This window comes from Nocardiopsis nanhaiensis (assembly GCF_054778635.1).
Genome location: NZ_BAAGZJ010000026.1, coordinates 58,756 through 82,353 on the forward strand (window position 1 = coordinate 58,756; position 23,598 = coordinate 82,353).

At 70.5% G+C, this 23,598-nt stretch carries 21 protein-coding genes; 10 read left to right on the plus strand and 11 right to left on the minus strand.

Translation table 11 applies throughout. The features are described from left to right. Positions 1–372: 372 nt before the first annotated feature. Positions 373–1,308 (minus strand): LLM class F420-dependent oxidoreductase, encoded by a 936-nt coding sequence (locus ACYVD1_RS14610; protein ID WP_460772396.1) that lies wholly within the window; start codon positions 1,306–1,308, stop codon positions 373–375. Positions 1,309–1,461: 153 nt separating this feature from the next. On the opposite strand from ACYVD1_RS14610, the gene ACYVD1_RS14615 reads away from it, so the two are divergent. From ACYVD1_RS14615 to ACYVD1_RS14640, 6 genes are all read left to right on the plus strand, one after another. Beyond that, positions 1,462–2,052 (plus strand): RNA polymerase sigma factor, encoded by a 591-nt coding sequence (locus ACYVD1_RS14615; protein ID WP_460755668.1) that lies wholly within the window; start codon positions 1,462–1,464, stop codon positions 2,050–2,052. Beyond that, complete coding sequence (locus tag ACYVD1_RS14620; protein WP_460772399.1) at positions 2,049–2,849, plus strand: zf-HC2 domain-containing protein; 801 nt, start codon at positions 2,049–2,051, stop codon at positions 2,847–2,849. The genes ACYVD1_RS14615 and ACYVD1_RS14620 overlap by 4 nt, the downstream gene beginning before the upstream one ends. Beyond that, positions 2,846–3,733 (plus strand): ATP-binding cassette domain-containing protein, encoded by an 888-nt coding sequence (locus tag ACYVD1_RS14625; protein WP_460772402.1) that lies wholly within the window; start codon positions 2,846–2,848, stop codon positions 3,731–3,733. Before ACYVD1_RS14620 ends, ACYVD1_RS14625 begins: the two co-directional genes overlap by 4 nt. Further along, positions 3,730–5,250 carry a hypothetical protein gene (locus tag ACYVD1_RS14630; RefSeq protein WP_460772406.1) on the plus strand — a complete coding sequence of 507 codons (1,521 nt, stop codon included), beginning with the start codon at positions 3,730–3,732 and terminating at the stop codon, positions 5,248–5,250. The genes ACYVD1_RS14625 and ACYVD1_RS14630 overlap by 4 nt, the downstream gene beginning before the upstream one ends. A gap of 272 nt (positions 5,251–5,522) precedes the next feature. After that, positions 5,523–6,476, plus strand: coding sequence for a DMT family transporter (locus tag ACYVD1_RS14635; protein WP_460772408.1), 954 nt, complete (start codon positions 5,523–5,525; stop codon positions 6,474–6,476). Between the two features lie 163 nt (positions 6,477–6,639). Next, on the plus strand, positions 6,640–9,006 hold the full coding sequence (locus ACYVD1_RS14640) for a M64 family metallopeptidase (RefSeq protein ID WP_460772410.1): 2,367 nt from the start codon (positions 6,640–6,642) through the stop codon (positions 9,004–9,006). Between the two features lie 65 nt (positions 9,007–9,071). On the opposite strand, the gene ACYVD1_RS14645 is transcribed toward ACYVD1_RS14640, so the two are convergent. Beyond that, on the minus strand, positions 9,072–10,367 hold the full coding sequence (locus ACYVD1_RS14645; RefSeq protein WP_460772412.1) for a class I SAM-dependent RNA methyltransferase: 1,296 nt from the start codon (positions 10,365–10,367) through the stop codon (positions 9,072–9,074). Positions 10,368–10,589: 222 nt separating this feature from the next. On the opposite strand from ACYVD1_RS14645, the gene ACYVD1_RS14650 reads away from it, so the two are divergent. Then, complete coding sequence (locus ACYVD1_RS14650) at positions 10,590–11,291, plus strand: potassium channel family protein (RefSeq protein ID WP_460772415.1); 702 nt, start codon at positions 10,590–10,592, stop codon at positions 11,289–11,291. Continuing rightward, complete coding sequence (locus tag ACYVD1_RS14655; protein WP_460772417.1) at positions 11,284–11,988, plus strand: potassium channel family protein; 705 nt, start codon at positions 11,284–11,286, stop codon at positions 11,986–11,988. The genes ACYVD1_RS14650 and ACYVD1_RS14655 overlap by 8 nt, the downstream gene beginning before the upstream one ends. A 129-nt stretch (positions 11,989–12,117) precedes the next feature. Here the strand turns inward: ACYVD1_RS14655 and ACYVD1_RS14660 are convergent, their stop codons facing one another. Beyond that, positions 12,118–12,894 carry a DUF3159 domain-containing protein gene (locus ACYVD1_RS14660; RefSeq protein WP_460772419.1) on the minus strand — a complete coding sequence of 259 codons (777 nt, stop codon included), beginning with the start codon at positions 12,892–12,894 and terminating at the stop codon, positions 12,118–12,120. 313 nt (positions 12,895–13,207) lie between these two features. Here ACYVD1_RS14660 and ACYVD1_RS14665 point away from each other — a divergent pair, with 313 nt between their 5' ends. After that, positions 13,208–14,338 carry a serpin family protein gene (locus tag ACYVD1_RS14665; protein WP_460772422.1) on the plus strand — a complete coding sequence of 377 codons (1,131 nt, stop codon included), beginning with the start codon at positions 13,208–13,210 and terminating at the stop codon, positions 14,336–14,338. Between the two features lie 36 nt (positions 14,339–14,374). On the opposite strand, the gene ACYVD1_RS14670 is transcribed toward ACYVD1_RS14665, so the two are convergent. From ACYVD1_RS14670 to valS, 5 genes are all read right to left on the minus strand, one after another. After that, positions 14,375–15,160: an alpha/beta hydrolase gene (locus ACYVD1_RS14670; protein WP_460772424.1), complete on the minus strand. Its 786-nt coding sequence runs from the start codon at positions 15,158–15,160 to the stop codon at positions 14,375–14,377. Between the two features lie 37 nt (positions 15,161–15,197). Next, positions 15,198–15,938 carry a PIG-L deacetylase family protein gene (locus tag ACYVD1_RS14675; protein WP_460772426.1) on the minus strand — a complete coding sequence of 247 codons (741 nt, stop codon included), beginning with the start codon at positions 15,936–15,938 and terminating at the stop codon, positions 15,198–15,200. A gap of 58 nt (positions 15,939–15,996) precedes the next feature. Further along, positions 15,997–16,821 (minus strand): DUF3710 domain-containing protein, encoded by an 825-nt coding sequence (locus tag ACYVD1_RS14680; RefSeq protein ID WP_460772428.1) that lies wholly within the window; start codon positions 16,819–16,821, stop codon positions 15,997–15,999. Between the two features lie 66 nt (positions 16,822–16,887). After that, positions 16,888–17,358 carry a dUTP diphosphatase gene (dut, locus tag ACYVD1_RS14685; RefSeq protein ID WP_460772431.1) on the minus strand — a complete coding sequence of 157 codons (471 nt, stop codon included), beginning with the start codon at positions 17,356–17,358 and terminating at the stop codon, positions 16,888–16,890. 174 nt (positions 17,359–17,532) lie between these two features. Beyond that, positions 17,533–20,115 (minus strand): valine--tRNA ligase, encoded by a 2,583-nt coding sequence (valS, locus tag ACYVD1_RS14690; RefSeq protein WP_460772435.1) that lies wholly within the window; start codon positions 20,113–20,115, stop codon positions 17,533–17,535. Positions 20,116–20,299: 184 nt separating this feature from the next. Between valS and ACYVD1_RS14695 the strand changes: the two genes are divergently transcribed. Further along, complete coding sequence (locus ACYVD1_RS14695; RefSeq protein ID WP_460772438.1) at positions 20,300–20,575, plus strand: DUF4235 domain-containing protein; 276 nt, start codon at positions 20,300–20,302, stop codon at positions 20,573–20,575. A 353-nt stretch (positions 20,576–20,928) separates the two neighbouring features. On the opposite strand, the gene ACYVD1_RS14700 is transcribed toward ACYVD1_RS14695, so the two are convergent. From ACYVD1_RS14700 to ACYVD1_RS14710, 3 genes are all read right to left on the minus strand, one after another. Next, positions 20,929–21,225: a DUF4193 domain-containing protein gene (locus ACYVD1_RS14700; protein ID WP_460755950.1), complete on the minus strand. Its 297-nt coding sequence runs from the start codon at positions 21,223–21,225 to the stop codon at positions 20,929–20,931. A 457-nt stretch (positions 21,226–21,682) separates the two neighbouring features. After that, positions 21,683–22,942, minus strand: a complete 1,260-nt coding sequence (locus ACYVD1_RS14705) for a sensor histidine kinase (RefSeq protein WP_460772441.1) — start codon at positions 22,940–22,942, stop codon at positions 21,683–21,685. Then, positions 22,939–23,592, minus strand: coding sequence for a response regulator transcription factor (locus ACYVD1_RS14710; RefSeq protein WP_460755738.1), 654 nt, complete (start codon positions 23,590–23,592; stop codon positions 22,939–22,941). The genes ACYVD1_RS14705 and ACYVD1_RS14710 overlap by 4 nt, the downstream gene beginning before the upstream one ends. Positions 23,593–23,598 lie beyond the last annotated feature (6 nt).

The following is a 23,598-nucleotide window of genomic DNA, read 5'->3' on the forward strand; positions in this document are numbered from 1 at the left end:
TCCTGATCTCGCCACTTTGTCCCCAGCATCCTGCCCCATGAGGAGGACGCGGGACCTACTGAGGCCGCCCTAACCGGATTGCCGGGGGGCGGGGGTCACGGGTGCAGACCCCCACCGCCTCCGCGATCCTCCAGGGCCGCCTTGACCTGCAACGACGCCACATCGCCACCGGCTGCGCAACCCTTGGCCGCGGACGCCCACGTGTTCGGGGCCGAATGTCGAAAAGCGGTCGACCTCACACACCCGAACCGGGAGCGGGTCGGGGGACCCCCGCTGTTATCTTGACGTCAAGGTATCCAACTTGTATCTCGATATCAAGTTATCGGGTGCGTCCTCGGCCGGCGCGGGCACCCCCGACAATCAGGAATCGATTCAGTCCAGCTGTGGAGCCACCAACGAAGCGACCAACTCCAGGTGGTCCAGATCTGACATGTCCAGGACCTGCAGGTACATCCTCTCAGCCCCGGCAGCGGCGAACCGACCGATCCGGTCCGCGATCTCGTCCGGGGTACCGGCCAGACCGTTCTGGCGCAGTTCCGACACGTCGCGGCCGATGCGGTCGGCCCGCTTGGCCACCTCGGCCTCGTCGCGCCCCGCACACAGCACCTGAGCGGCCGAGTACACCATCGGTGTCGTCCGGCCCAACGCCTGGACGGAGTCGGCCGTGCGGCCGAAAGCGGCCGCGGTGTCCTCCAACGTGGAGAAGGGCACGTTGTACTCGTCGGCGAACTTGGCCGCCAGGCGCGGTGTGCGCTTGGTACCGGTGCCGCCGATCAGCACCGGCGGGTGCGGGCCCTGCTGTGGCTTGGGCAGTGCCGGCCCCTCCGCCAGCCGGTAGTGCCTGCCCTCGTACCGGAAGGTGTCCCCCACAGGGGTGGACCACAATCCCGTGATGATGTCCAGCTGTTCCTCGTACCGGTCGAAGCGCTCGCGTCCGGTGGCCGGGAAGGGGATCCCGTACACCGCGTGCTCCTCCTCGAACCAGCCGGCGCCGAAGCCGAACTCGATCCGGCCGCCGCTCATGCGGTCGACCTGGGCGACGGAGATCGCCAGGGGGCCCGGATGGCGGAAGGTTGCCGCCGTCATGAGGGTGCCGAGGCGAATGCGGGAAGTGTCCCTGGCCAGACCGGCCAGCGTGATCCAGGCGTCGGTGGGGCCGGGGAGCCCGCTGACGTGGTCGCCCATGTGGAGGTAGTGATCCGAACGGAACAGCGCGTCGAAGCCGAGGTCCTCGGCGGCCCTGGCGACGGCAAGCTGGTCCTCGTAAGTGGCCCCCTGCTGGGGCTCAAGGAAGATCCTCAGGCGCATACGCCCCATTTTCTCCCACTGAGCGGCCCAACCCGAAACCGGCGCGCGGGTACCGTGACAATGCCGTGGTCACAGCGCTGCAATCGCGAATTTTCAGCAGGCGGCCCTCCGGCACCCGAACCGTTCCGCCCCCGACCCGCGATAGCACTCCACGTGAAGCTTCTCCGCCGCGCACGACGCCGTGCACCCTCCTACGGCCCCGACAGCACCGACCCGGTGCTGCTGTCCGCCGTGGCCGCCGGGGAGACCGGCGCCTTGGAGATCCTGCACCGGAGGCACGCCCCCTGGCTCCGCGCCCGGCTGCGCTACCGCTGTTCCGACAACGACCAACTCGACGCCGCGCTCCAGGAGACCTTCCTGGCGGTATGGCGCAACGCCGGCTCCTACAAGCCGCGTCCCGGAGACGACGACGCGGGGGCCTGGCTGTGGACCATCGCGATCCGCCAACTCATCTCGCAGCTGCGCAAGCGCGCCAACCGGTGGATCGCCCAGAACGAACCCGAACCGTACGAGACCATCGGCGACGCCTCCGCCGAGGACACCGTGCTGCTCAACATCGAGCACGGGCCGCTGGGATCAGCCCTGCACGAACTCTCCCCAGAACTGCGCTCGGCCATACAGGCCACCGTGCTCGACGGCCTGACCGTGCGGGAGGCGGCGGAGATCCTCCAAGTACCCGAGGGAACCGTGAAGACACGGGTCATGCGCGCCAAGGCGCGGCTACGGGAGGCACTGACCACATGAGCTGGCACCTGACCCACCACCAACTCCAGCGTTACGCGACCCGCACGGCCGACGACGTCACGGCTATGTCCGTGGAGGCCCACCTGATGCACTGCGCCGACTGCCGCGACCGGATGCCCGCCGACGAAGCCTGGCTGGAGCGGAGCTGGGCGAATCTGCGTGACCTCGTCGACCAGCCCCGCCGCGGTCCGCTCGAACGGCTGCTGTTCGCGGTCGGCCTACGGGAGGACACCGCCAAGCTGCTGGCTGCCACCCCACAGCTGTACCGGGGATGGCTGGTCGCCACTGTCGCCGTGCTCGCCATGGCCCTGACCATCGCGCACGAGCTGCCGCAGGGCTCCTTGCTGTTCTCCTTCACCGCGCCGACCGTGCCCCTGGCCGGGGTGGCCCTCGCCTACGGAAGGGCGGTCGACCCCGCGTACAGCCTCACCGCGGTCACACCGCTGGCCGGATACCGGCTCCTGCTCCTGCGCACCTGCGCCGTGCTGGTTCCCGCACTGACCCTGTGCACCGTGGCCGCGCTCATGATGCCTTCTGCCGCCACCCTGTGGGGCGCCGTCTTCTGGCTGCTGCCCGCCCTGGCCATGGTCACCGGCTGCCTGGCCCTGAACCGATGGATGTCCCTGGCAGCTGCGGCCGGCACCATCGGGGGCGGCTGGGTGCTCTCCCTCGGGCTGCTCAGCGCCGCCGACAACCTCGACCCGCTCCTGTTGTTCGTCCCCGCCGCCCAGGCCGGCTGGGCCGCGGTGCTCGCCCTCCTCGCGGTCGCCGTCCTGGCTCGGGTGCGGACGGCATGACGGCCGAGACGATGAATGCCCGGGTCACCACGCGCCGCCTGGTCCGCAGCTACGGAACCCGCCGGGCCCTGGACGGGGTCGACCTCGACCTGGGCCCTGGGGTGACCGGGCTGCTCGGCCGCAACGGCGCGGGCAAGACCACCCTGATGCGCTGCCTGGCCACCGACCTCGAGGCCTCCGGGGGCGAGGTGCGCGTTCTGGGCCGGGACCCGGAGCGCGCCGCGGAACGCACCGAGATCCGCCGCCGCATGGGCTACCTGCCGCAGCACCCCTCCTTCTACCCGCACTTCACCGTGTTCGGTCTGCTGGACTACGTGGCGGTCCTCAAGGAGCTGGGCGGGCGCCGGGAGCGCCACGACGAAGTACGCCGCGCCATGCGCAAGGTCGACCTGTACGACCGCAGGCACAGCCGGATCCGGCGCCTGTCCGGGGGCATGCGCCAGCGCCTGGCGCTGGCCTCCGCTCTGCTCGGCGAACCCGACCTCCTCCTGCTCGACGAACCCACCATCGGTCTCGACCCGGAGCAGCGCATCCGGTTCCGCGACCTCGTTTCCGAGGCCGCGATACGGAGCACGGTGGTGCTGTCCACACACCACATCGAGGACGTGGCGGCGCTGTGCCACCGCGTCCTGTGCATGGACGGCGGCCGGGTGATCTTCGACGGCGCCCCGGACGCCCTGGTCGCCCGGGCCCGGGGCCGAGTCTGGGAACAGGGTTCTCGCCCTCAGGAGGGCGTCACCTCCTGGCGCCTGGCCGACGGCCGTTACCGGGTCCTGGTTCCCGAAGGCGAGGAGAACCCCGACTCCCCGACGCGTGTGCCGGTCGAACCGTCCCTGGAGGACGCCTACCTGCTCCTCACCGGCGCGCGGGGAAGCACCCGATGACGGGTGCCTCCGCCTTCTGGGGCCTGACGCGCTTCAACGTGCGCCACCTGCTGACGAGCCCGGTGTTCCTGCTCCTCGTACCGGTGTCCCTGGTAGGCCTGTCCCTCTCGACGCGCTCGTCCGAGCTGCCGAGCTGGGTCGGGCTGCACGGCCAGGCGACGGTCCAGGCCCTGGGGCTGGCCGCGGTCATGTACGTGGCCACGACATTTCCCGCGATCCGCGAGGTGCGGCACTCAGAGGGGTTGGCGCTCCCGCTGTCCGCGCGCGGCCGACTGACTTCCCTGGCGCTGGCCTCCTCGGCGGTCACGGCAACGCTCATGGCCGTCCTGATCGCCGTACACGCGCTGGGCGCCGCGGGCTCGGACACCGGTTCGATCGCGGGCACGGTCAGCCCCCTCGCCCTACTCGGGGTGGTCGTCCTGCCCTGCTGCGGCCCGACCGCCGCCGTCGCCGCCACGGCCTGGACCCGTTCCTACGCGCCGCTGGTGACGCTCGTCCTGTTCCTTCCCGCCTACTTCCTCTACACGCTCACCGCCATGGGGACCCGGGCGGACGACGTCCTGAGGCGGCTGGGCACCGTGGTCGGCTGGGTGCTCAGCCCCATACCCGTCAACCACCCCGCCGTGACCGAGCTGGCCCTGCTCCAGCTCGCGCACGCCGTGCTCCTGGCCGGGCTCCTCCTGGCACTGGCGGTGTCGGCGCGCGACGGTGTGCGGTCCCTGAGCCCCCTCCCGATGGGCGTGGCGGGCCTGCTCCTGGCCGGTGTCCTCGGGGTCAGCGCATACGGGGCAAACACCTATACGTACGATACGCACTTCACGGACGAGCAGCTGCGAGCGTACGAGGCCGACCCGTGCCGGATCCGGGAGGGCGTGGCCTACTGCCCCCTCCCCGGATACGAGTCGTGGGTGGACCACTGGCACGCCGCGCTAGGACCCGCGATGGCGCAGGTCCCGGACGAGGAGCGGGACGGTCTGCCGTCGGTGTGGCAGAGCGACCGGATCACCAGGGTGGACATCCGTCCGCGCCCGCCAGAGGACGCGGTCACGGTGTCGGAGCGCTGGGACCCCGACCAGCCCTTCTACCGAGAGGAGCTGGTCAACTCGGCCACGGCGACCGTACTCGGACTGGCCGCCGACCCTGAGCACGCCTGCTCGAACTCCGGGCAGGCCCGGATCGTGGTGGGCGCCTGGATGGCATCGGTCGACCCGCATCTGTCGGACGCCGAGAGCCTCGAGGCAGCGGACGCCTTCCTCGCGCAGTTCGGCCCCACCGAGTCGGACGTCCGGCTGGCGCACGGAATCGCCAACCTGCCGGAGGAGCACGTCTCGTCGGTGGTGGACGAGCACTGGGACGCCCTGGTCGCCCCGGGCACCGAGAGCGAGGAACTGGCCGACCTGCTGGGCCTCTCCCTGCACGGAGAGGAGGCGCTACCGGAGCCGGACTGGGAGCAGACCTTCTGGACCCGGGATACGCGGGTGGACGACCCTACGTGGGGCACCCAGCTCTGCTCCTGAGCTCACAGGCCCTCCATCTTCTGCGCCTGAGCCCACCGCCACGGATCTTCGCCCACACGTCCCGCCCCGACCGCCGGCCCGCCCCGGGAGAGCGCTACGGTGGAGGGGTGAACTACTACTGGCACAAGGTCCTTCCGCCGCTGAGCGCCTGATCGGGCGCACCGGCTGACCCCGCGGTTCTCCCACGGCCCCACCACTGCGGTGAGCGGGCCGTGCCCGTCGTGCGCCCGCCCTCGGACCGGATCCCACGCACCACGACGGAAGATACGAACGTGCCACAGCACTCTTCTCCGACGGCCGCGCACCGGCCGTCGCCGACCCCCTCCCTGACCCGCCTGGCCGGCGGACCCCTCCCCATCCTCGGCGCCGCCGTGCTGTGGGGAACCACGGGCACCGCCAGCTCCTTCGCGCCGGACGGCGCGCACCCCGCCGCCATCGGCTCCGCGGGGCTCGTCCTCGGCGGGCTCCTGCTGTTCCTCGTCGGCAAGGGCTCCTTCGCCCTGGTCACCGGCTCCGACCGGCGCACCCGGTGGACGCTCCTCCTCGGTGCGGTGGCCGTGGCCGGGTACCCGCTGTCCTTCTACCCGGCGGTCGCCAACGCGGGAGTGGCCGTCGGCACCGTGATCACCCTGGGCAGCGCGCCGGTGTTCTCCGGGCTGCTGGCCTGGTGTGTCGACCGCGTCCGGCCCACCGTCCGCTGGGTGGTGGCGACCGTCGCGGCGGTGACCGGCTGCGGGGTACTCGTGCTGGGCCCCGACCTCACCGGCACCGACAACGCCGTGAACCCCCTGGGCGTGTCCCTGGCCTTGGCCGCCGGGTTCTCCTACGCCCTCTACGCGGTCATCGCGGAACGGTTGATCCGTCGCGGCCACACCTCCGGGGCGGTCATGGGCACGATGTTCGCCGGAGGCGGCATCCTCGTGCTGCCAGTGGTGCTGGCAGCCGGCACCGCCTGGCTGGCCACGATGAACGGAGCCCTGGTGGCCCTGCACCTGGCACTGTTCACCGTGTTCCTCGCCTACTGGCTGTTCGGACTCGGGCTGCGGCACACACCGGCGTCGACGGCCACCACACTCAGCCTGGCGGAACCCGCCGTCGCGGCGATGCTCGGCGTGGCCCTGGTCGGTGAACGGCTGCCGCTGATCTCCTGGTGCGGCCTGCTCGTCCTCGCCTTGGGACTCGCGGTCCTGAAGGCACCGGCGCCGCGCAGACGCCGCGACGCCTGACCGGCCCCGCAGGGACAACCCCGGGTCCGGGGCCCTCCCAGGGGCGGCCCCGGGCCCGACGGGTTATCGAAGCAACTATGGCCGGTCCTCTGGATCGTGCGGGGCCGGAATCAGTACGCTTCCCGACGCACCCCGACTCCCCCACCCCCCCGAAGGAACCCCCTTGCGCAGTACCGCGGCGGCTCTGTCCGCCCTCGCCCTGCTCACCTCGGCGGCCGCGCTGGCCGGACCGGACCGACCCGCCGAGGCCTCAGCGCTCGACGACGCCGACATCGTTCCGGTCCAGGTCACCGGAGACCCGTCCGAACGCTTCAACCTCGTCCTCCTCGGCGACGGCTACACGGAAGAGGAGATGCCGCTCTACCGGGAACAGCTGGACCAGCACCTCAACGTGCAGTGGAGCATCGAGCCGTTCCGCAGCTACCGCCACTACATCAACGTCTACGCCGTGGAGACCCCGTCCGCGGAGTCCGGTGTCGACTGCGACCCGGCCTATGGATGGGAGGAGCGTGACACGGCCCTCGGCATGGGCTTCTTCAACGGCTGCGACGAGGAGGCGCTCGAGCGCCTGCTGACCGTGGACGAAGAGGCAGCCAACGACGTTGCCGACCTGGTCCCCGGGGTCACCGAGGACAACCGGCAGATCCTGGCCCTGGCCAACAGCGAGACCTACGGCGGGGCCGGCGGGCACACCGCGACCGCCTCCTCCGGAAACGCGCTCTCGGCCCTGATCAGCCCGCACGAGCTGGCGCACTCCCTTGGCGAGCTCCAGGACGAGTACCCGTACTACGAGCGTGACACCAGCCTGGGACGTTACACCGACGGCGAGCCCGAATCGGTGCACCACACGCTGATGACATCCGAGGAGATGACCGAGGAGGAAGCCAAGTGGTGGCGCTGGCTGGGTGAGGAGAGCGAGTCCGGCGGCACCATCGGCGCCGCGGACCCCGACGGCCACGAGGGAGGCCTGTACTACTCAGAAGGCGTGTGGCGCCCCAGCGAGCACTCCATGCTCAAGACCTTGGGGTACTACTTCGACCAGGTCGGCCGCGAGGTGATGACGCAGCGCATCTCCGGCCTTCGCGACGATGCGGCCCTGCCGGTGTCGTCCACCCCCGAGGGCGAGGTGGGGCCCGAAGACGTCGTATGGATCGAGGGCCCCCACCCCGTCTACCACGAGCTGGACTACACGTGGACGGTCGACGGCGAGGAAGTACCCGAAGCCGACGGCTCGCGCAGCCTGGAGCTGTCCGGTATGGACTTGGCGGAGGGCGCCGAGGTGAGCGTGCGGGCGCAGGACCCCACCGACTTCGTGCGTGACCCGGCCATCCGCGAGTCCGGGGCCATGACCCAGACCCGGACGTGGACCGTCGGGGAACCCCAGGAGCCCGCCTCCGCCGAGGCGGAGTTCACCAGGTACCGCGACACCGAGCGCGCCGTCGGCGCCGACGAGGTCGTCTACGCCGAGACCGCCCGGCCCACCGACCGGGTACTCGACGTGACCTGGACTCTGGACGGCGAGACCGTGTCCACCTCCACCGACGGACGCACCCTCGACCTGGGCTCACTCGACCTGGACGAAGGCGACCACGTGCTGTCCGCTACCGTCACCGACCCCGAGGAGTCGGACGGGGCCTCGTCCACCATCACCTGGGACGTGGACGCCACCGCTCCGGAGGCACCGCGCGAGCTCTCCGAGCACGCTGCCACCGCGCAGGACGACGAGCACCACCTCTACCTCAACGAGTTCTCGATGCGCCTCACCCCCGAGGACGACGGCGACGGACACGTCGTCGGCGAGTTCCGACTCAACGGCGCCGGCTGGCACCACTACTACGGCTGGCCCGAGGACTCCGAAGCCCCGTTCCGGTTCACCCCCGACGGGATCAACGTGGACGACCTCGTCTACGGGAGCCTCGGCGAAGGCGGCCTGTCCAAGGCCGTGTTCGAGGTCGACGAGCACGAGCCGGGCTGGGGCACGCACACCGTGGAGCACCGGGCGATCGACGCCGCGGGCAACACCGGTGCCCCTGACTCCTTCCAGGCGACGGTCGTCCCGGGTACCGAGCTGGAGTGCACGGAGACGGTCACGGGGACGGTCACCGGCGGGCTGAACGTCGAGGAGGGCGTCGTCTGCCTGGACGACGCGGACGTGCGGGGACAGGTCACCGTCGCCGAGGACGCCGCGCTCCTGGTCGAGGGCGGCACCCTGCGGGGCGGGCTGTCCGCTTCCGGGGCCGACACCGTCCGGCTCGCCGACACCGAAGTGCGCGGCGCCGTGTCGATCACCGGCACCACTGCCGAGGTGGCGCTCCTCGGGTCGGAGTTCTCCGGTTCGCTGACGCTGGACGACAACACCCAGGTCCCGGCCGAGAGTTGGACCGGTGACGCGGCGGGCTACGGCCCTGTGCTGGCGGGCAACAGCCTCCGAGGCTCCGTCTCCTGTTCCGGGAACAGCGGGGACGCCGCCGACTTCGGCGCGGTCAACGACATCACCGGCGCCGCCTCAGGGCAGTGCTCGGTCCTGTGACCGCAGCCCGTGTGTAGAGGGGCCGGGACCGCTCCGCTTGGAGCGGTCCCGGCCTCCGCCGGGTTCTAGGACTCCTCGTCCTCGCGGTGGCGGCGGGCCAGCTTGACCGGCTCCAGGGTCGCCAGGCACTCCACGTGGTGGGTCATGGGAAAGGCGTCGAAGGCGCGCAGCCCCACCAGTCGGTAGCCGGAGCGGTCGAACTCGGCGAGGTCGCGGGCGAGCGTCGCGGGGTCGCAGGAGACGTAGGCGACCTTGCGGGGCTTCATGCCCGCCACCTTGCGGACGACCTCGGTACCGGCGCCCGCGCGCGGCGGGTCCAGGACCACGACGTCGGCACGCACGTCGGCCCACTCGCGCATCTGCTTGACCACGTCGGCGCGCTCGACGCGCACCTGAGGGAGGTCCTTCACGTTGTACTGGGCGTCGCGCACCGCGTGCTCGCCGTTCTCCACGCCCATCACGCGCCCCTCATCGCCCACGGCCTCGCCGAGCGCGGCGGTGAACAGTCCCGCACCGCAGTACAGGTCCAGGGCGGTCTCGCCGGGCTTGGGCTCCAGCCCCTCCAGGACCGCCGCGCTCAGGGTCTCCCCCGCGGCCGGGTGGACCTGCCAGAATCCGCCCGCGCCGACTCGGTACTCGCGTCCGGCCACGTCCTCACGCACACCCTTGCGGCCGCGCACGGACTGCACCCGGCCGCCCTTGAACCGGCGCAGAACCGCGCTTGAGGCCTTGAGCTCCGGCAGGGCCCCCAGCTTCGCGGTCGTGGGGGTGACCACGATGGCGCGGTCGGCACGAGTGGTGGAGGCGACGGCCTCGACGTCCTTGACGCCCTCCCAGGTGACGTCGGTGACGCCGAGCTCGCTGACGCCGGGGTGCGCGATCAGGCACTCGTCGACCGGCTCGATGTCGTGGGAACGGTGGCGGTGCAGACCGGCGTGCCCCTCCTCGTCCACGGCGAAGCGCACCCGTGTGCGCCAGCCCAGGCCGTCGGGGGTGCCGGGAAGCTCCTCGACCCTTACGTCCCAGTCGAGGCCCGCGATACGGCTCAGCTGGTCGGCGACGACCTGCCCCTTCATCCGGCGCTGGGATTCCAGGGAGGCGTGCTGCCAGTCGCAGCCGCCGCACATTCCGGGGCCCGCGAACTTACAGGGGGCCTCGACCCGGTCCGGGGAGGAGGTGAGGACCTCGACGGCCTCACCGCGCAGGAAACGGGTGGTTCGCTCGGTGATCCGGACCCGCACCCGCTCTCCTGGGAGCGCGTGCCGGACGAAGACGACCTGGTCGTCGTGGCGCCCCACGCACCATCCTCCGTGGGCGACGTCGTCCACGGTCAATTCGAGCTCGGTACCCACACGGGTCATGGCGGTGTCCTTAGGTGGTCGGGTCGTGTCCGGGTGACCCTGCTCAGCCACCAACCGGCCCCAATCTACCGGCCTTGGGACACCGCCCGTACTGGTCCGAGCACCGTCGGCCGGGGTGAACGCGCACGTGCGACCGATGTGTGCAAGGGTGTAACCGACGGGGCACGCGAGGCGACTCCGTGCTCCCGGGCGGACGGCTATCTCGACGGGAGTGCGTACGAGGTGCACATCGTGATCATGGGGTGCGGCCGTGTGGGTTCCACACTGGCGCACACGCTGGTGGACTTGGGACACACGGTGGCGGTGATCGACCAGGACCCCGAGGCGTTCCGGCGGCTGCGCACCAGTGTGGCCAAACACGCGGTCCGCGGCGTCGGCCACGACCGGGAGGTCCTGCTCAACGCGGGGATCGACCGCGCGGCGGCCTTCGCGGCGGTCAGCAACGGCGACAACTCCAACATCATCGCGGCCCGGGTGGCCCGGGAGGCGTTCGGGGTGGAGAACGTGGTGGCGCGGATCTACGACCCCCGCCGCGCCGAGGTCTACCAGCGCCTGGGAATCCCCACCGTGGCGACCGTGCGCTGGACCGCGGACGCCATCCTGCGCCGCGTCGTGCCCGGTGACGGGCAGCTCACCGCGGCCCCCGAATGGCAGGACGCCTCGGGCACCCTGGCCATGAACGAACTGCCCCCTCCGGACGGCTGGGTGGGCGAGACCGTCGCCGCCTTGGAGGAGGCCGCCCAAGAGGAGCACGCCGCGCTGCGTGTCGTGTACGTGGTCCGGCAGGGCCGTATCGTGCTCGCCCGCTCAGGGGAGACCCTGGCAGAGGGCGACGTACTGCACGTGGTGGCGCACAGCCGGGAGATAGACGACCTGGTCAAGCGGCTGTCCGGGCCGCACGACGACGGAACGGGGCGTGGGTGAGATGCGGATCGCCATCGCGGGAGCCGGGAGCGTGGGCCGCTCCATCGCCACGGAGCTGGCAGGAAGCGGACACGACGTCCTGCTGATCGACCGGGACACCCGGGCGATCGGCGTCGACGACCTACCCCAGGTCGAGTGGCTCCTGGCCGACGCCTGTGAACTGGCCACATTGGAGGACGCCAGGTTGGGCGACTTCGACGTGGTCATCGCCGCCAGCAGCGACGACAAGGTGAACCTCGTCGTGTCCCTGCTGGCCAAGACCGAGTTCGGGGTCGACCGGGTGATCGCCCGCATCAACGACCCGGACAACGAGTGGCTGTTCAACGACTCCTGGGGCGTGGACCTCGCGGTCTCCCCGCCCCGCCTGATCGCGGACCTGGTCGAAGGCGTCCCCGAAGACGAGGACCAGCCGGAGGAAGGCACCCTCCCACCGCTTCCGGGCGCGGAGATCGCGGAGTCGGTTCTGCACGCGGCGAGCCCGTTCGCCGGAGAACGGGAACACGACCTGACCGCCGCGCTCCCCGAAGGTGTGGCCCTGGTGGCCGTACTCGGCCCGGGCGGAGTGCGCCCGCCCGATCCTGAGCGGACCCTCTCGGTGGGCGACACCGTGGTGTTCCTCGCCGAATCCGACGCTCTGAGCCCGCTGGAGGAGCTGTTGGGCCCGGTGGACGAGGCCGACCCCGCAGAACAGGCCTGACAGGCTGGCTGTGCGGATCTGAGCGTTAGACAGAGGGGACCGGGGTAACGGACGGCGCTCCATGCCAGCCTGGAATGCCGGGGCGAGCAGCGCCCACCGGTGCCGCTTGCGTGCCTCGGCGCGCCGCCGCTAGCGCCCCTCGGCCCGGTCACCGCTGTCGGCGCGGACCGCGGACCCGGCCAGGGTGTGCTCCTCTCCCAGGGGGGTGCGGCCGCGGGCCAGCACCCACACCATCGCTGCGAAGGCGGCCACCTGGAGCGGCCAGCCCATGGCGACCTTGGACAGGCCCAGCAGCGCGAAGGTGTTGGCCCAGTCGTTGGTCTCGGCGAGCCAGAGCGGGTACTGCACGAGAACCCGGATGACGCACGGCACCACCATCAGCCAGGTCAGCTTGGAAGCCAGGGAGACCACGGCAGGGTTGCTGCGCCAGGAAGTGAAGTCCTCCCGGTGCCCGATGAACGGGCCGATCATCAGGCCGATCGCCGGCCAGCGCACCAGCACGGAGATACTCAGCACCACCGCGTATACGGCGTTGTAGATGATGCCCGGCAGGAAGGCGTCCTCGGCATTGCCGCTGCGCATCGCGAAGACCGCGGCGATACCGATGCCGAAGAGGCTGGTCAGGACGTACTGCACCGAGCTGCGCTGGACGAGCCGGATCACGCCCAACAGCAGGGCCCCGCCCACGCCGAGCATGATCGACATCCGCAGATCGGAGGTGATGATGTAGGAGACCGTGAAGGCCAGGGTCGGGACGGCCGCCTCGACCATGCCGCGCTTACCGCCCAGGGCCTCAGCGAGCTTGGTCCGGATCAGTGCCTCGACCGTTCCCTCGGTGACAACGGGGGCGCCCGTCCGGTCGTCGGCCTGGGCCGCCTCGTCGGAGGCCCCTCGCTGCTCAGTCATCCCGCTCCCGCGTCCGCATATCACTGGTCGGCCGTGCGGCCGCCAGCCATGATGCCCCAGCCTATGCCACCTGTCACAAGCAGCGGGCGGTCCGCGGGATCTACGGGGGGCCGCCCGTACCGCCTTGTCCCGCTTCACCACGCTTTGGTGCGTGCGCCTTCTCACTCCCGGTACCCCCGCTCGCCCCGGAACCCCCGAGCACCTCCCCGGCCCACTGCTGGACGGGTACGGGCGAACGGTGGCCGGGGTGCTGGCGCCGGGGCCCGGACCTTCCGTACGCTGGCGGCCCGCCCGCTTTCGTGAGGAGTCACGGTTGAAGACCACCCGACGGGACGTACCGGAGGAAGAGCACACCCGTTTCGCGCTCGGCCTGGACCGGGAGCTGCGGGTTGACGGGGCCTCGCACGTGTGGTCGCCCTACTCTGCCGGGACCGTTCTGGGGCTGCTGACCGCCGGGGCCGGGGGCCGCACCCGGCGGGAGCTGACGGACCTGGTGGCACCGGTCCGCGGCGGCTTGGACGGCCATCTCGCCGCCCTGAACAGCGCGGTGGAGGCCGAGGACGGGCTCGACCTGGGCACCCTCAACGGCCTGTACGTTCCCGCGGACCTGCCCCTGCGCGCGGAGTTCGAGGAGCTGGTCAGGGGCCAGGCCAACGCCGAAGTGGACCAGGTCGACTTCCGAGGGGACGCCGAAGGCGTGCGGAGGAAGGTCAACGACCGGGTCTCCCAGGTCACCCGCGCTCTGATCCCCGAACTCCTCTCCCCCGGGACCGTCCACCCGGACGTGCGGATGCTGCTGGTCAACGCGCTCTGGGTGAAGCTGGCGTGGCGTGATCCGTTCGAGGCCGCACAGACCAGGGACCGCCCCTTCCACGCCCCGTCCGGAACCCACCGGGTCCCCACCATGCACCGCACCGGCCGGATGACCTGCTCCGAGCACTCCGGCTGGCGGATGGTGAGCTTGTCGGGCGACCACGGTCTCACCCTGGACGTCATCGTGCGGCAAGGCTCTCGCGCCGAACGCTCCGCCCTGCCGCACCTGGATCACGAGGCGCTGTCCGGGCTCTACGAGAACCGCCGCGACGAGCAGGTGAGCCTCGCCCTGCCCCGGTTCGCGGTGAGCGCCAAGGCGGAGCTGCTCGAACCGATGGCGGACTCACCGGCGCGCGTGCGCGACCTGGCCACCGACCAGGCCGACTTCTCCGGGATCAGCCCCGAGCCGCTCAAGGTGGACGCCATCGTTCACCAGGCCGTACTGACCGTGGACGAGAAGGGCGCCGAGGGGGCCGCTGCCACCGCGGCCGTGATGGTCATGTCGGCCGCCTTCCCGCCCAAGGCGAAGGACTTCGCGGTGGACCGGCCGTTCGTGTTCGTGCTGCGCCGCCACGAGGCCGTCCTGTTCATGGGGCGGGTCCTCGACCCCGAGGACCCCGGCCCCGCCTAGGCCGTTGTAGCCGGGTGCCCTTGCCGGGCACACTCCTCAGTCGGGAGCCAGAAAGGCGCTGGTGGCCTCGGCCAGGGCCTCGTGGGCCTGTTCGTCGGTCAGTTCCGGTTCGTTGTCGCTGGGCTGCTCGCCGTAGGCCCCGAACTGGGAGTGGTTCATACCCTCGACCGCCACCACCGCGGCGTCGGTCGGCAGGTTCACCCGCCACACCTCGACGTCGTCCGGGGCGACGAGCGGGTCCAGGTCACCGGAGACCGACAGCACCCTCAGGTCGTCCCGGTCGGCGAGCCCCGCGTCCTCCGTCGCGTAGGACGCCCACAGGATGAGCCCCTTCCACCGGTCCTCAGCATCGTCATCACCCAGGTGGAGTGCGGACATGGCCCCGCCCATGGAGTGCCCGCCCAGGTACCACTCAGAGACCTCCGGGGCCTCCTCCACCGCGCTGTCGGCACGGTCGACGTCGAGCACCGCGAGGTTGAGCCGAAGGTCCGGCAGGACCACCGTGACCCCGGTGGCGCCCACCACCGGCGCCCAGCTGGCCACGTAGGCGTCGGCTTCCACCCGCGCCCCCGGGTAGAAGACCACCCCGGTGCCCGACGCCTCCTCCGCGGGTGTGATCACCACGGCGTCGTCGCCCCGCTCCACGTTGACGGCCGGGTCGGCGGCGGCCCTCGCCAGCGGATCCGGTTCGGCACGGTAGGCGTTGAGTCCCCAGGCCACGAAGGCCACCGCCGCGATGACGAGCACCACGAGCACACCCGCGACCGCCCACAGCAGGTACCGGAGCCAGCCCCTCCTCTGAGTCCTACGCCCTTGCGTCATGCGGCCTTTCCACCGGGTCCGCCGAGAAACCCGGAACTCATGTCCCGAAGACCTCGAAGGAGGTGGCCAGCGGCACCCCCGCCTCCGCGCCGGAACTTTCCGCGCCCTCCCGCAGGAAGCTCCTCTGGTCGAAGCCGTCCAGGTTGGCCAGGTACACCTCGTGCGCGTCCAGGGAGGCGATACCCGCCGCCAGGTCCTCCTCGCTCAGCTCCACGTAGTGGGTGGGGTCCGGCGCAGCACCGAAGGCCACGAAGCGCACGCCCGACCACGGTTCCTGGCCCTCCACCAGCTGCTCGGTGAACACCCAGCGGTTGGCGGCGTCCCGGACCGCGTCCAGCAAGGCGGGGCCCAGCACCCGGTGGTCGGCGTGGTTGAACCCTGCCACCCCGGCGAAGTGGTCGCGAAAGTTGATGGAGACGATGACGTCGGGTCTGTGCTTCCTGATCGCACCGGCCAGGGCGCGGCGCAGGGGCAGCCCGTACTCCAGAGTCCCGTCGGGGAAGTCCAGGAACTCGACCGTGGCAGCGCCGACGGCGGTAGCCGAGGCGTGTTGTTCGGCCATTCGCAGAGGGCCGGAGGCTCCGGGGTCGAGCGAGTCGATCCCGGCCTCGCCCTTGGTCACCAGGAGTTCGACCACGTCCTTGCCCTGGCCGGTCCACCGGTTGAGCGCCGAAGAGGTGCCGAACTCCAGGTCGTCGGGGTGGGCCACCACCGCCAGGGCCCGGTTCCAGTCCTCGGGGAGCGGCCGGGGGGCGCTGTTCTGCGTTGTCTGTTCCATAGAACACACAGTACGGAACCGCGCCCCCGGGACACGGTTGTCCACAGGCCGAGTCGCATCAGGAACCGCTGGCAGGGCCTTCCGAAGAACCATTGGGCGAGCTGCCCGCGTTGCCGCTCTGGGCGGCCTGCTGCGCCTTGCGCTGCTTGGCGGCCTCGTCCATCTGTTCCTGGATCTTCTTGGGTACCGTGATCTGCAGCAGCTCGCTGGGCGGCGCCGGCTCGTCGCCGCGCACCACCACGATGTTGGCGAAGAGCTGCTCCGCCTCGGCCATCATCTCCGGCTTGGAGGCGCCCTCGCCGCGGATCACACCGCGCAGCACCCAGCGGGGACCGTCGACGCCGATGAAGCGCACGCGCTGCCCCAGCTGCTTGCCGTCCTCCGTCTTCTTGCCCTTGATCGGGATGAGCGCCTGGAGTTCGGGGCCGAAGGTGCCCTCGTGGTCCTCGACCTTGCCGCCCTGGGAGGTGACCTGCTCGCGCAGTTCGTCACGCATCTCGTCCCAGAGCCCGGAGGACTTGGGCGCGGCGAAGGGCTGCACCTGCAACGCGGTCTTGCCGCGCACCAAGGTGACCCCGATGATCTTCTGCTTGTTCTGCTTGTCCTGGGCCACGTTCACCTGGATCTCGGTGCCCTGCTGCATCGGCAGGAGCATGCTGCCCAGATCCATCCGTTCGGCCTCAGGGACGTCCTCACCGGAGTCCCACGGGCCGGTCAGCCGGTACTGGTCCGCGTCCTTGGCGGGCTGTTCAGGGGCACGCTCAGGCTCGATCTCATTGCCGAACGAGACCGCGCCCGCGGCACCCTGCCGCGTCGGCTGAGCCTCCGTCTCCGCGGCTCTCTCGGTCTCTTTGTCCCGCTTCTTGCGGCGGCGTCCAAACACGCCTTCACCTCTCCGCTTCTTCCGTAGGTCCCGGAATCACACCGGGGGGTCGGGGGATGGCCACCGCTACGCGGTGTGGCCCCCGGTCGAACCGAAACCACCCTCACCACGCGGCGTTTCGGGCAGCGTGTCCGCCTCGACGAACTCCGCCCGCTCCACACGCTGGATCACCATCTGCGCGATCCTGTCGCCCCGCGCGAGCTTGACCGGGGCGTCGGTGTCGGTGTTGAGCAAGGTCACCCTGATCTCGCCCCGGTATCCGGCGTCGACCGTGCCCGGGGCGTTGACCACGGTGACCCCGTGCCTGGCCGCCAGTCCGGAGCGGGGGTGTACGAAGGCCGCGTACCCCTCGGGCAGGGCGATGGCCAAGCCGGTGGGGACGGTGGCGCGCTCACCGGGAGCGAGGACGACGTCGGTGGCGGTGTACAGGTCCGCCCCCGCATCACCCGGGTGCGCGTACTCGGGCACGGGGAGGCCGGGATCGAGGCGGCGGACCGTGACCGGGATCCGTCCGCCTTCCAGGGATGAGGTACTCACATTCGCCGAGCCTATCGGTCCCGGGGCGCTGCCTTGGTGCGCAGCGTGCCCGTGGGACCGGAGCGGGTCCCGCGGTCGGTCGGTGTGCACCCGCAACGTCCACGGGGCGAGCCCGGACGAACCCGGACCCGCCCCGTGGACGTCGGTACTACTCGGCGGTGCCTTCCGGCCGTGTTACTCGGCGGACTCGGTCGGCTCCGGCAGCGTCACCTCGACGGCGAGCTCGCCGTCGTCGGTGGCCTCGAAGTCGATCCCGGCGGCGCGGCCGGCGGCGGCGATGTCTCCGGAGGCCGCGCGAGCGGCCCCGGCCTGCTTGCCGGACACCTTGACGTGCTCGACCTCGGCACGCATGGACAGCTTGGCCTCGGACTTGGCCTTGCGGACCGCTCGTAGGACCTCAGCGGTGGCGGCCAGGACGACCGGGTCACCGTCGGAGGCGGCGGCACGGTACTCGGCGCTGTCGGGCCAGGCCTGGGCGTGCACCGAACCGTCCTGCCACCAGCTCCAGACCTCCTCCGTGACGAAGGGGACGAACGGGGCGAACAGCTTGTGCAGTGCGCCCAGGGCGATGAGCAGCGCCGCACGGGCCGAGGCCCCCTCAGCGGACTCTGTGTCGTAGGCGCGGGTCTTGACCAGCTCCAGGTAGTCGTCACAGAAGTCCCAGAAGAAGCGCTCGGTGCGCTCCATGGCCCGGGTGTGGTCGTAGGCGGCGAACGCGGCGGTGGCGTCCTCGACGACGTCGGCCAACGCGGCCAGCATCGCCCGGTCCAGGGGTTCGGTGACCTGCGCAACGTCGCTGTTGGCGTTCTCACCAGCGACGGACATGACGAACTTGCTGGCGTTGAGGATCTTGATCGACAGCCGACGGCCGATCTTCATCTGGCCCTCGTCCATGGCGGTGTCCGTGCCCAGACGGCCGCTGGCCGCCCAGTACCGGACCGCGTCGGAGCTGTACTTCTCCAGCAGCGCCACCGGGGTGACGACGTTGCCCTTGGACTTGGACATCTTCTTGCGGTCCGGGTCCAGGATCCAGCCGGAGATTCCGGTGGTGCTCCACGGCAGGCTGTTGTTCTCGAAGTGGGCGCGGACCACGGTGGAGAACAGCCAGGTGCGGATGATGTCCTGGCCCTGCGGACGGAAGTCCATGGGGAAGACCCGTTCGAACAGGTCCTGGTCGCGTTCCCACCCGGACGCGATCTGCGGGGACAGCGAGGAGGTCGCCCACGTGTCCATAACGTCCGGGTCGCCCGCGAAACCGCCGGCCTGGCCGCGCTGCTCCTCGGTGTACCCGGCGGGCGCCTGCGAACTGGGGTCGACGGGCAGCTGGTCCTCGGCGGGCAGCAGCGGCTCGTCGTAGTTCGGGTTCCCTTCGGCGTCCAGCGGATACCAGACGGGGAACGGGACGCCGAAGAAGCGCTGGCGGCTGATCAGCCAGTCACCGTTGAGGCCCCCGACCCAGTTCTCGTACCGCTGGCGCATGTGCTCGGGGTGCCAGGTGAGCTCACGGCCGCGCTCGATGAGCTGGTCGCGGATGTCCTCGTCCCGGCCGCCGTTGCGGATGTACCACTGGCGGGTGGTGACGATCTCGAGGGGCTTGTCACCCTTCTCGTAGAACTTCACCGGGTGGGTGATGGGCGTGGGATCGCCGACCAGGTCGCCGCTCTCCTTGAGGAGCTCGACGGTGCGCTCGCGGGCGGTGTGGACGGTGGCCCCGGCCAGCGTGGCGTAGGCCTCGCGGGCGGCCTCGGAGTCGAGGCCCTTGGGCGGTTCGGCGATGACGCGGCCGTCCCAGCCGATGATCGGCCGGGTCTCCAGCTGCAGCTCGCGCCACCAGGTGACGTCGTTGGTGTCGCCGAACGTACAGATCATCGCGATGCCGGACCCCTTCTCGGGGTCGGCGAGGCGGTGCGGGTGGACCGGGACCTCGACGCCGAAGACCGGGGTGGTCACGGTGGTGCCGAACAGGTCCTGGTAGCGCTCGTCGTCGGGGTGGGCGACCAGGGCGACGCAGGCGGCCAGCAGCTCGGGACGGGTGGTCTCGATGTGGACCGAGGTGCCGTCCTGCTTGTGGAAGGCGACCTTGTGGTAGGCGCTGGGGCGTTCCCGGTCCTCCAGCTCGGCCTGGGCGACGGCGGTGCGGAAGGTGACGTCCCACAGGGTGGGCGCCTCCGACATGTAGGCCTCACCGCGCGCCAGGTTTCGCAGGAAAGCGCGCTGGGCGGCGGCGCGGGAGTTGTCATCGATGGTGGCGTAGGTGTGCCGCCAGTCGACACTCAGCCCCAGACGGCGCCAGGTGGCCTCGAAAACCTTCTCGTCCTCGACCGTGAGGATGTCGCACAGCTCGATGAAGTTGCGCCGGGAGACAGGGACCTGACGCTTGGGGTTCGGCTTCTCCGGCGGCTGGAAGTCCGGGTCGTAGGGGACCGCGGGGTCGCAGCGGACACCGTAGTAGTTCTGGACGCGGCGCTCCGTGGGCAGGCCGTTGTCGTCCCAGCCCATGGGGTAGAAGACGGCCTTGCCGTTCATCCGCTGGAAACGCGCGACGGTGTCGGTGTGCGTGTAGGAGAACACGTGGCCGATGTGCAGGGAACCCGAGACCGTGGGCGGCGGGGTGTCGATCGAGAAGACGTCTTCGCGGCTACGGGTGCGATCGAAGTGGTAGACGCCGGACTCATCCCATACGTCGACCCACTTCGCCTCGATACCGTCCAGCGAAGGCTTGTCGGGCATGCGGAAGGAATGAGAGCGGTTGGTCATGGGGGCAATGTTAGTCCTCCCAGGACCCTGGTCGCTCCCGCTTTTCCACCCCGTCAGGGGAAACCCGCGTCGATCCCGCCGCGGCCACCGCTGCGAAGGTCCGGCCACCGTGAAAGGATTCCCATGCAGACGGTGCGCGCCCTCGCGCACCATCGTACGCACAAGGGAACGGTGAACGATTCACATGGCTAAGAAGGACGGTGAACTCGCCCCGGCCGTGATCGGCCTCGCAGCGGGATTCGCGGCGGAGTTCGTCACTCGCAAGGCACTGACCTTCGCGTGGACGCGTGCGACCGGTGAGGAGCCGCCGACGGACCTGGAGTCCCCCGACGTCAGCTTGGGGCGCGCCCTCAGCTGGGCCGTAGTGGCCGGTGTGGGTGTCGAGGTGGCCCGTGTGCTGGCCGTGCGTGCCGCCCGCAAGCAGATGGTCGGCTCCGGTGGGCGCGACCTGGAGGTCTGAGCGGACGCTCCGCCGGTGCGCACCGCGGCGACGGTGGACGGCTCACCACACGAGGGGTCAGGCTCGCGTGTGGTCGGCCGTCCGCCGTCGCGTCCCACGGTCCTCACGTTCGGTCTGAGATCCCGTGCGCGCCGCCGTGCGGGCCCCGCAGTCACGGGGTCGGCAGCGCCGGGGGTGCTCAAGGTCGCGGCGGTGGTGGGGAAAGACGCGCGATGCGCCCCCGAAGGGGACGCATCGGATCGCGGCTCTGGTTCCCATCGGTCGTCACCGAAGGTCGAACATAACCTGTCCGGCACCCCTCACCGTCCTCACAGACTGCGGAGAGCGGCGCACGGACCCGCCTGCCGCCAGTCTCAGACGCACTCCTTGCAGACCAGCTGACCGGCGCGCTGCTGGGCGAGCTGACTGCGGTGGTGCACCAGGAAGCAGCTCGAGCAGGTGAACTCGTCAGCCTGTCGGGGAAGCACGCGCACCGCGAGCTCCTCGCCGGACAGGTCGGCACCGGGCAGTTCCATGCCCTCGGCCACCTCGTCGGGGTCGACGTCAATGGTGCCGGTGCCCTTGTCCACGCGCCGCGCCTGCAGCTCCTGGAGGCTGTCCTCGTTGATGTCCTCGTCAGTCTTGCGCGGGCTGTCGTAGTCGGTGGCCATCTCTGCTAACTCCATCCCCCTCGTTTAGTGCCTCGTCGCGCGGGTGTAACGCTTGAGAGACCTTCGTTGTGCCCGATTCGGCCGATGAGTTTTTCCCGATGTCGCTGGACTGTGCCCCCTCCCGGGTCACTGTCCACAGGTCAGCAGCACATTCACGAGATTGTGACCGGAGGCGGCCAACGTTGTCGGCCCCTCGGCGGTCGTTCTCTCTGTACTACCCAACGTCAGGTGTCTCGTAGACCTGAAAACACGTTGCTCCCACATGCCGGACAAGCCTGGAGCACTCCCCCGAGTACGGGCGAAAACCCGGACATGCCCACGTCAGGAGGGATTCCCTCCGTGTCCACGCCCGGGGAAGCATACCCACCCCGAGTCGGCGCTCGTGACAGGGGTAGGCGTGTCTTCGGACACGTATAGATACCACGAAGCGCCACCATGCGCAGCTCGGGCCCCTCCGTTAGCGGCGATCGGTACCGTCACCGGGCTGTCCGGGGGGCACCGGCAGGCACACCGTGACGACCAGACCGCCGCCGGCACGCGGCCAGGCGGTCACCACGCCGTCATGGGCGCGCACCACCGAACGAACGATGGACAGGCCCAGACCCGAGCTGCGCCCCGAGCCCACCCGGTCGCCCGAGGCGCGCCGGAACGGTTCGAAGAGCCCCTCGATCTCGTAGGCCGGGATGACCTTGCCGGAGTTCTCCACCTGGACCGCCGGCATACCCTCGTACATACCGCTGCGCACGGTGATCTCGCCGTCCTTGACGTTGTACTTGAGGGCGTTCTCGACGAGGTTGGCGACCAAGCGCTCCAACAGGACGGGGTCACCCTTGACCGCGGCCGGGCGCAGGTCCTGGCGGAGGGCCAGGTCGGACTGCTCGATGTCCGCTGACAGCTGACTGAGCACCGTTCCGGCGACCTCGCCCAAGTCGACCTTGGCGTTGACCTCGAGTTCGCGGTCGCTCTTGGCCAGGAAGAGCAGACCGTCGATGAGGCGCTCGTGGCGGGCGTTGGTCTCCAGGAGGGTGTTTCCCACGCTCTTGAGGTCCGCTGAGACGTCAGGGGCGCTCAGGGCCACCTCCAGGAGGGTGCGGTTGATCGCCAGAGGGGTGCGCAGCTCGTGCGAGGCGTTGGCGACGAAGCGGCGCTGCCCGTCGAAGGCCCGGTCGAGGCGCTCCAGCATGCCGTCGAAGGTGTCGGCGAGTTCGCGGATCTCGTCGTCGGGCCCGGAGAGGGCGATGCGCTCGTGCAGGGAGCGCTCGGAGAGCCTTCGGGCGATGCGGGTGATCTTGTGCAGGGGCGAGAGCGCGCGGCCCGCCACCGCGTACCCCAGGCCGACGGCGAGCAACCCCACGAGGAACAGTGCGAGCAGGGAGAACCGGGTGACGTGCGTGAGGACCTGCTCGATGTGGTGGCTGTTCTCGATCAGCTCCGCCGGGCTCTCCTCGGTCAGGAGCGCGTTGAGCAGGACGGCGACGACCAGGTAGTTGACCAGGACCAACAGGGAGCCCGCCGCGAAGAAGAGCATCCCGTAGATCAGGGTGAGGCGGGCGCGCAGGCTGAGGTTGTCGGTGAAGCGGTGGACGGTGGCGCGGGCGGCGGAGTGCCCGGCCCGCTCCCCCGCCGGCGAGACGGAGTTCAGGCTGCGCCAGGTGCCGGTGTCCCCCGGCCGTGTGGGTTCGACCTGTCCTGGTTCTGGGCGCTCCGCCGGTCTCACAGGCGGTACCCCGCCCCCGGAACGGTCTGGACGACCGGAGGATCACCGAGTTTCTTGCGCAGAGTCATGACGGTGACCCGGACGACGTTGGTGAAGGGGTCGGCGTTCTCGTCCCAAGCCTTCTCCAGGAGGCCCTCCGCACTGACCACGGTGCCCTGGGCGCGCATGAGCACCTGCAGCACGGCGAACTCCTTGGGGGTGAGCGAGATCTCCCGGCCCTCGCGCCGGACCTGGTGGTTGGCCGGGTCGAGGGTGATGCCGTGGCGTTCGAGCACCGGCGGCAGCGGAGGTGCCGAGCGGCGGCCCAGGGCGTGGACCCTGGCGATGAGTTCGGGGAAGGCGAAGGGCTTGGCGAGGTAGTCGTCCGCCCCGATGGTGAGGCCCTCGACCTTGTCCTCGACGCCGTCGGAGGCGGTGAGCATCAGGATTCGGCCGGTGTAGCTGTCGTTGACCAGGGTGCGGGCGACATCGTCGCCGTGGGTGCCCGGCAGGTCCCGGTCGAGCACGACCACGTCGTAATCGTTGACCGCGGTGTACTCCAGAGCGGTGTCCCCGTCGTAGACGGTGTCCACCGCCATGGACTCCCGGCGCAGCCCAACCGCCACGGTGTCGGCCAGGACCCGTTCGTCTTCGACCACGAGTACGCGCAACGGATT

Excerpts from the sequence above, each read along its gene's own strand:
- ACYVD1_RS14610 (WP_460772396.1), bottom strand. The coding sequence starts at position 1,308 with ATGCGCCTGAGGATCTTCCTTGAGCCCCAGCAGGGGGCCACTTACGAG.
- ACYVD1_RS14620 (WP_460772399.1), top strand. The coding sequence starts at position 2,049 with ATGAGCTGGCACCTGACCCACCACCAACTCCAGCGTTACGCGACCCGC.
- ACYVD1_RS14625 (WP_460772402.1), top strand. The coding sequence starts at position 2,846 with ATGACGGCCGAGACGATGAATGCCCGGGTCACCACGCGCCGCCTGGTC.
- ACYVD1_RS14630 (WP_460772406.1), top strand. The coding sequence starts at position 3,730 with ATGACGGGTGCCTCCGCCTTCTGGGGCCTGACGCGCTTCAACGTGCGC.
- ACYVD1_RS14645 (WP_460772412.1), bottom strand. The coding sequence starts at position 10,367 with ATGACCCGTGTGGGTACCGAGCTCGAATTGACCGTGGACGACGTCGCC.
- ACYVD1_RS14660 (WP_460772419.1), bottom strand. The coding sequence starts at position 12,894 with ATGACTGAGCAGCGAGGGGCCTCCGACGAGGCGGCCCAGGCCGACGAC.
- ACYVD1_RS14670 (WP_460772424.1), bottom strand. The coding sequence starts at position 15,160 with ATGACGCAAGGGCGTAGGACTCAGAGGAGGGGCTGGCTCCGGTACCTG.
- ACYVD1_RS14675 (WP_460772426.1), bottom strand. The coding sequence starts at position 15,938 with ATGGAACAGACAACGCAGAACAGCGCCCCCCGGCCGCTCCCCGAGGAC.
- valS (WP_460772435.1), bottom strand. The coding sequence starts at position 20,115 with ATGACCAACCGCTCTCATTCCTTCCGCATGCCCGACAAGCCTTCGCTG.
- ACYVD1_RS14695 (WP_460772438.1), top strand. The coding sequence starts at position 20,300 with ATGGCTAAGAAGGACGGTGAACTCGCCCCGGCCGTGATCGGCCTCGCA.
- ACYVD1_RS14700 (WP_460755950.1), bottom strand. The coding sequence starts at position 21,225 with ATGGCCACCGACTACGACAGCCCGCGCAAGACTGACGAGGACATCAAC.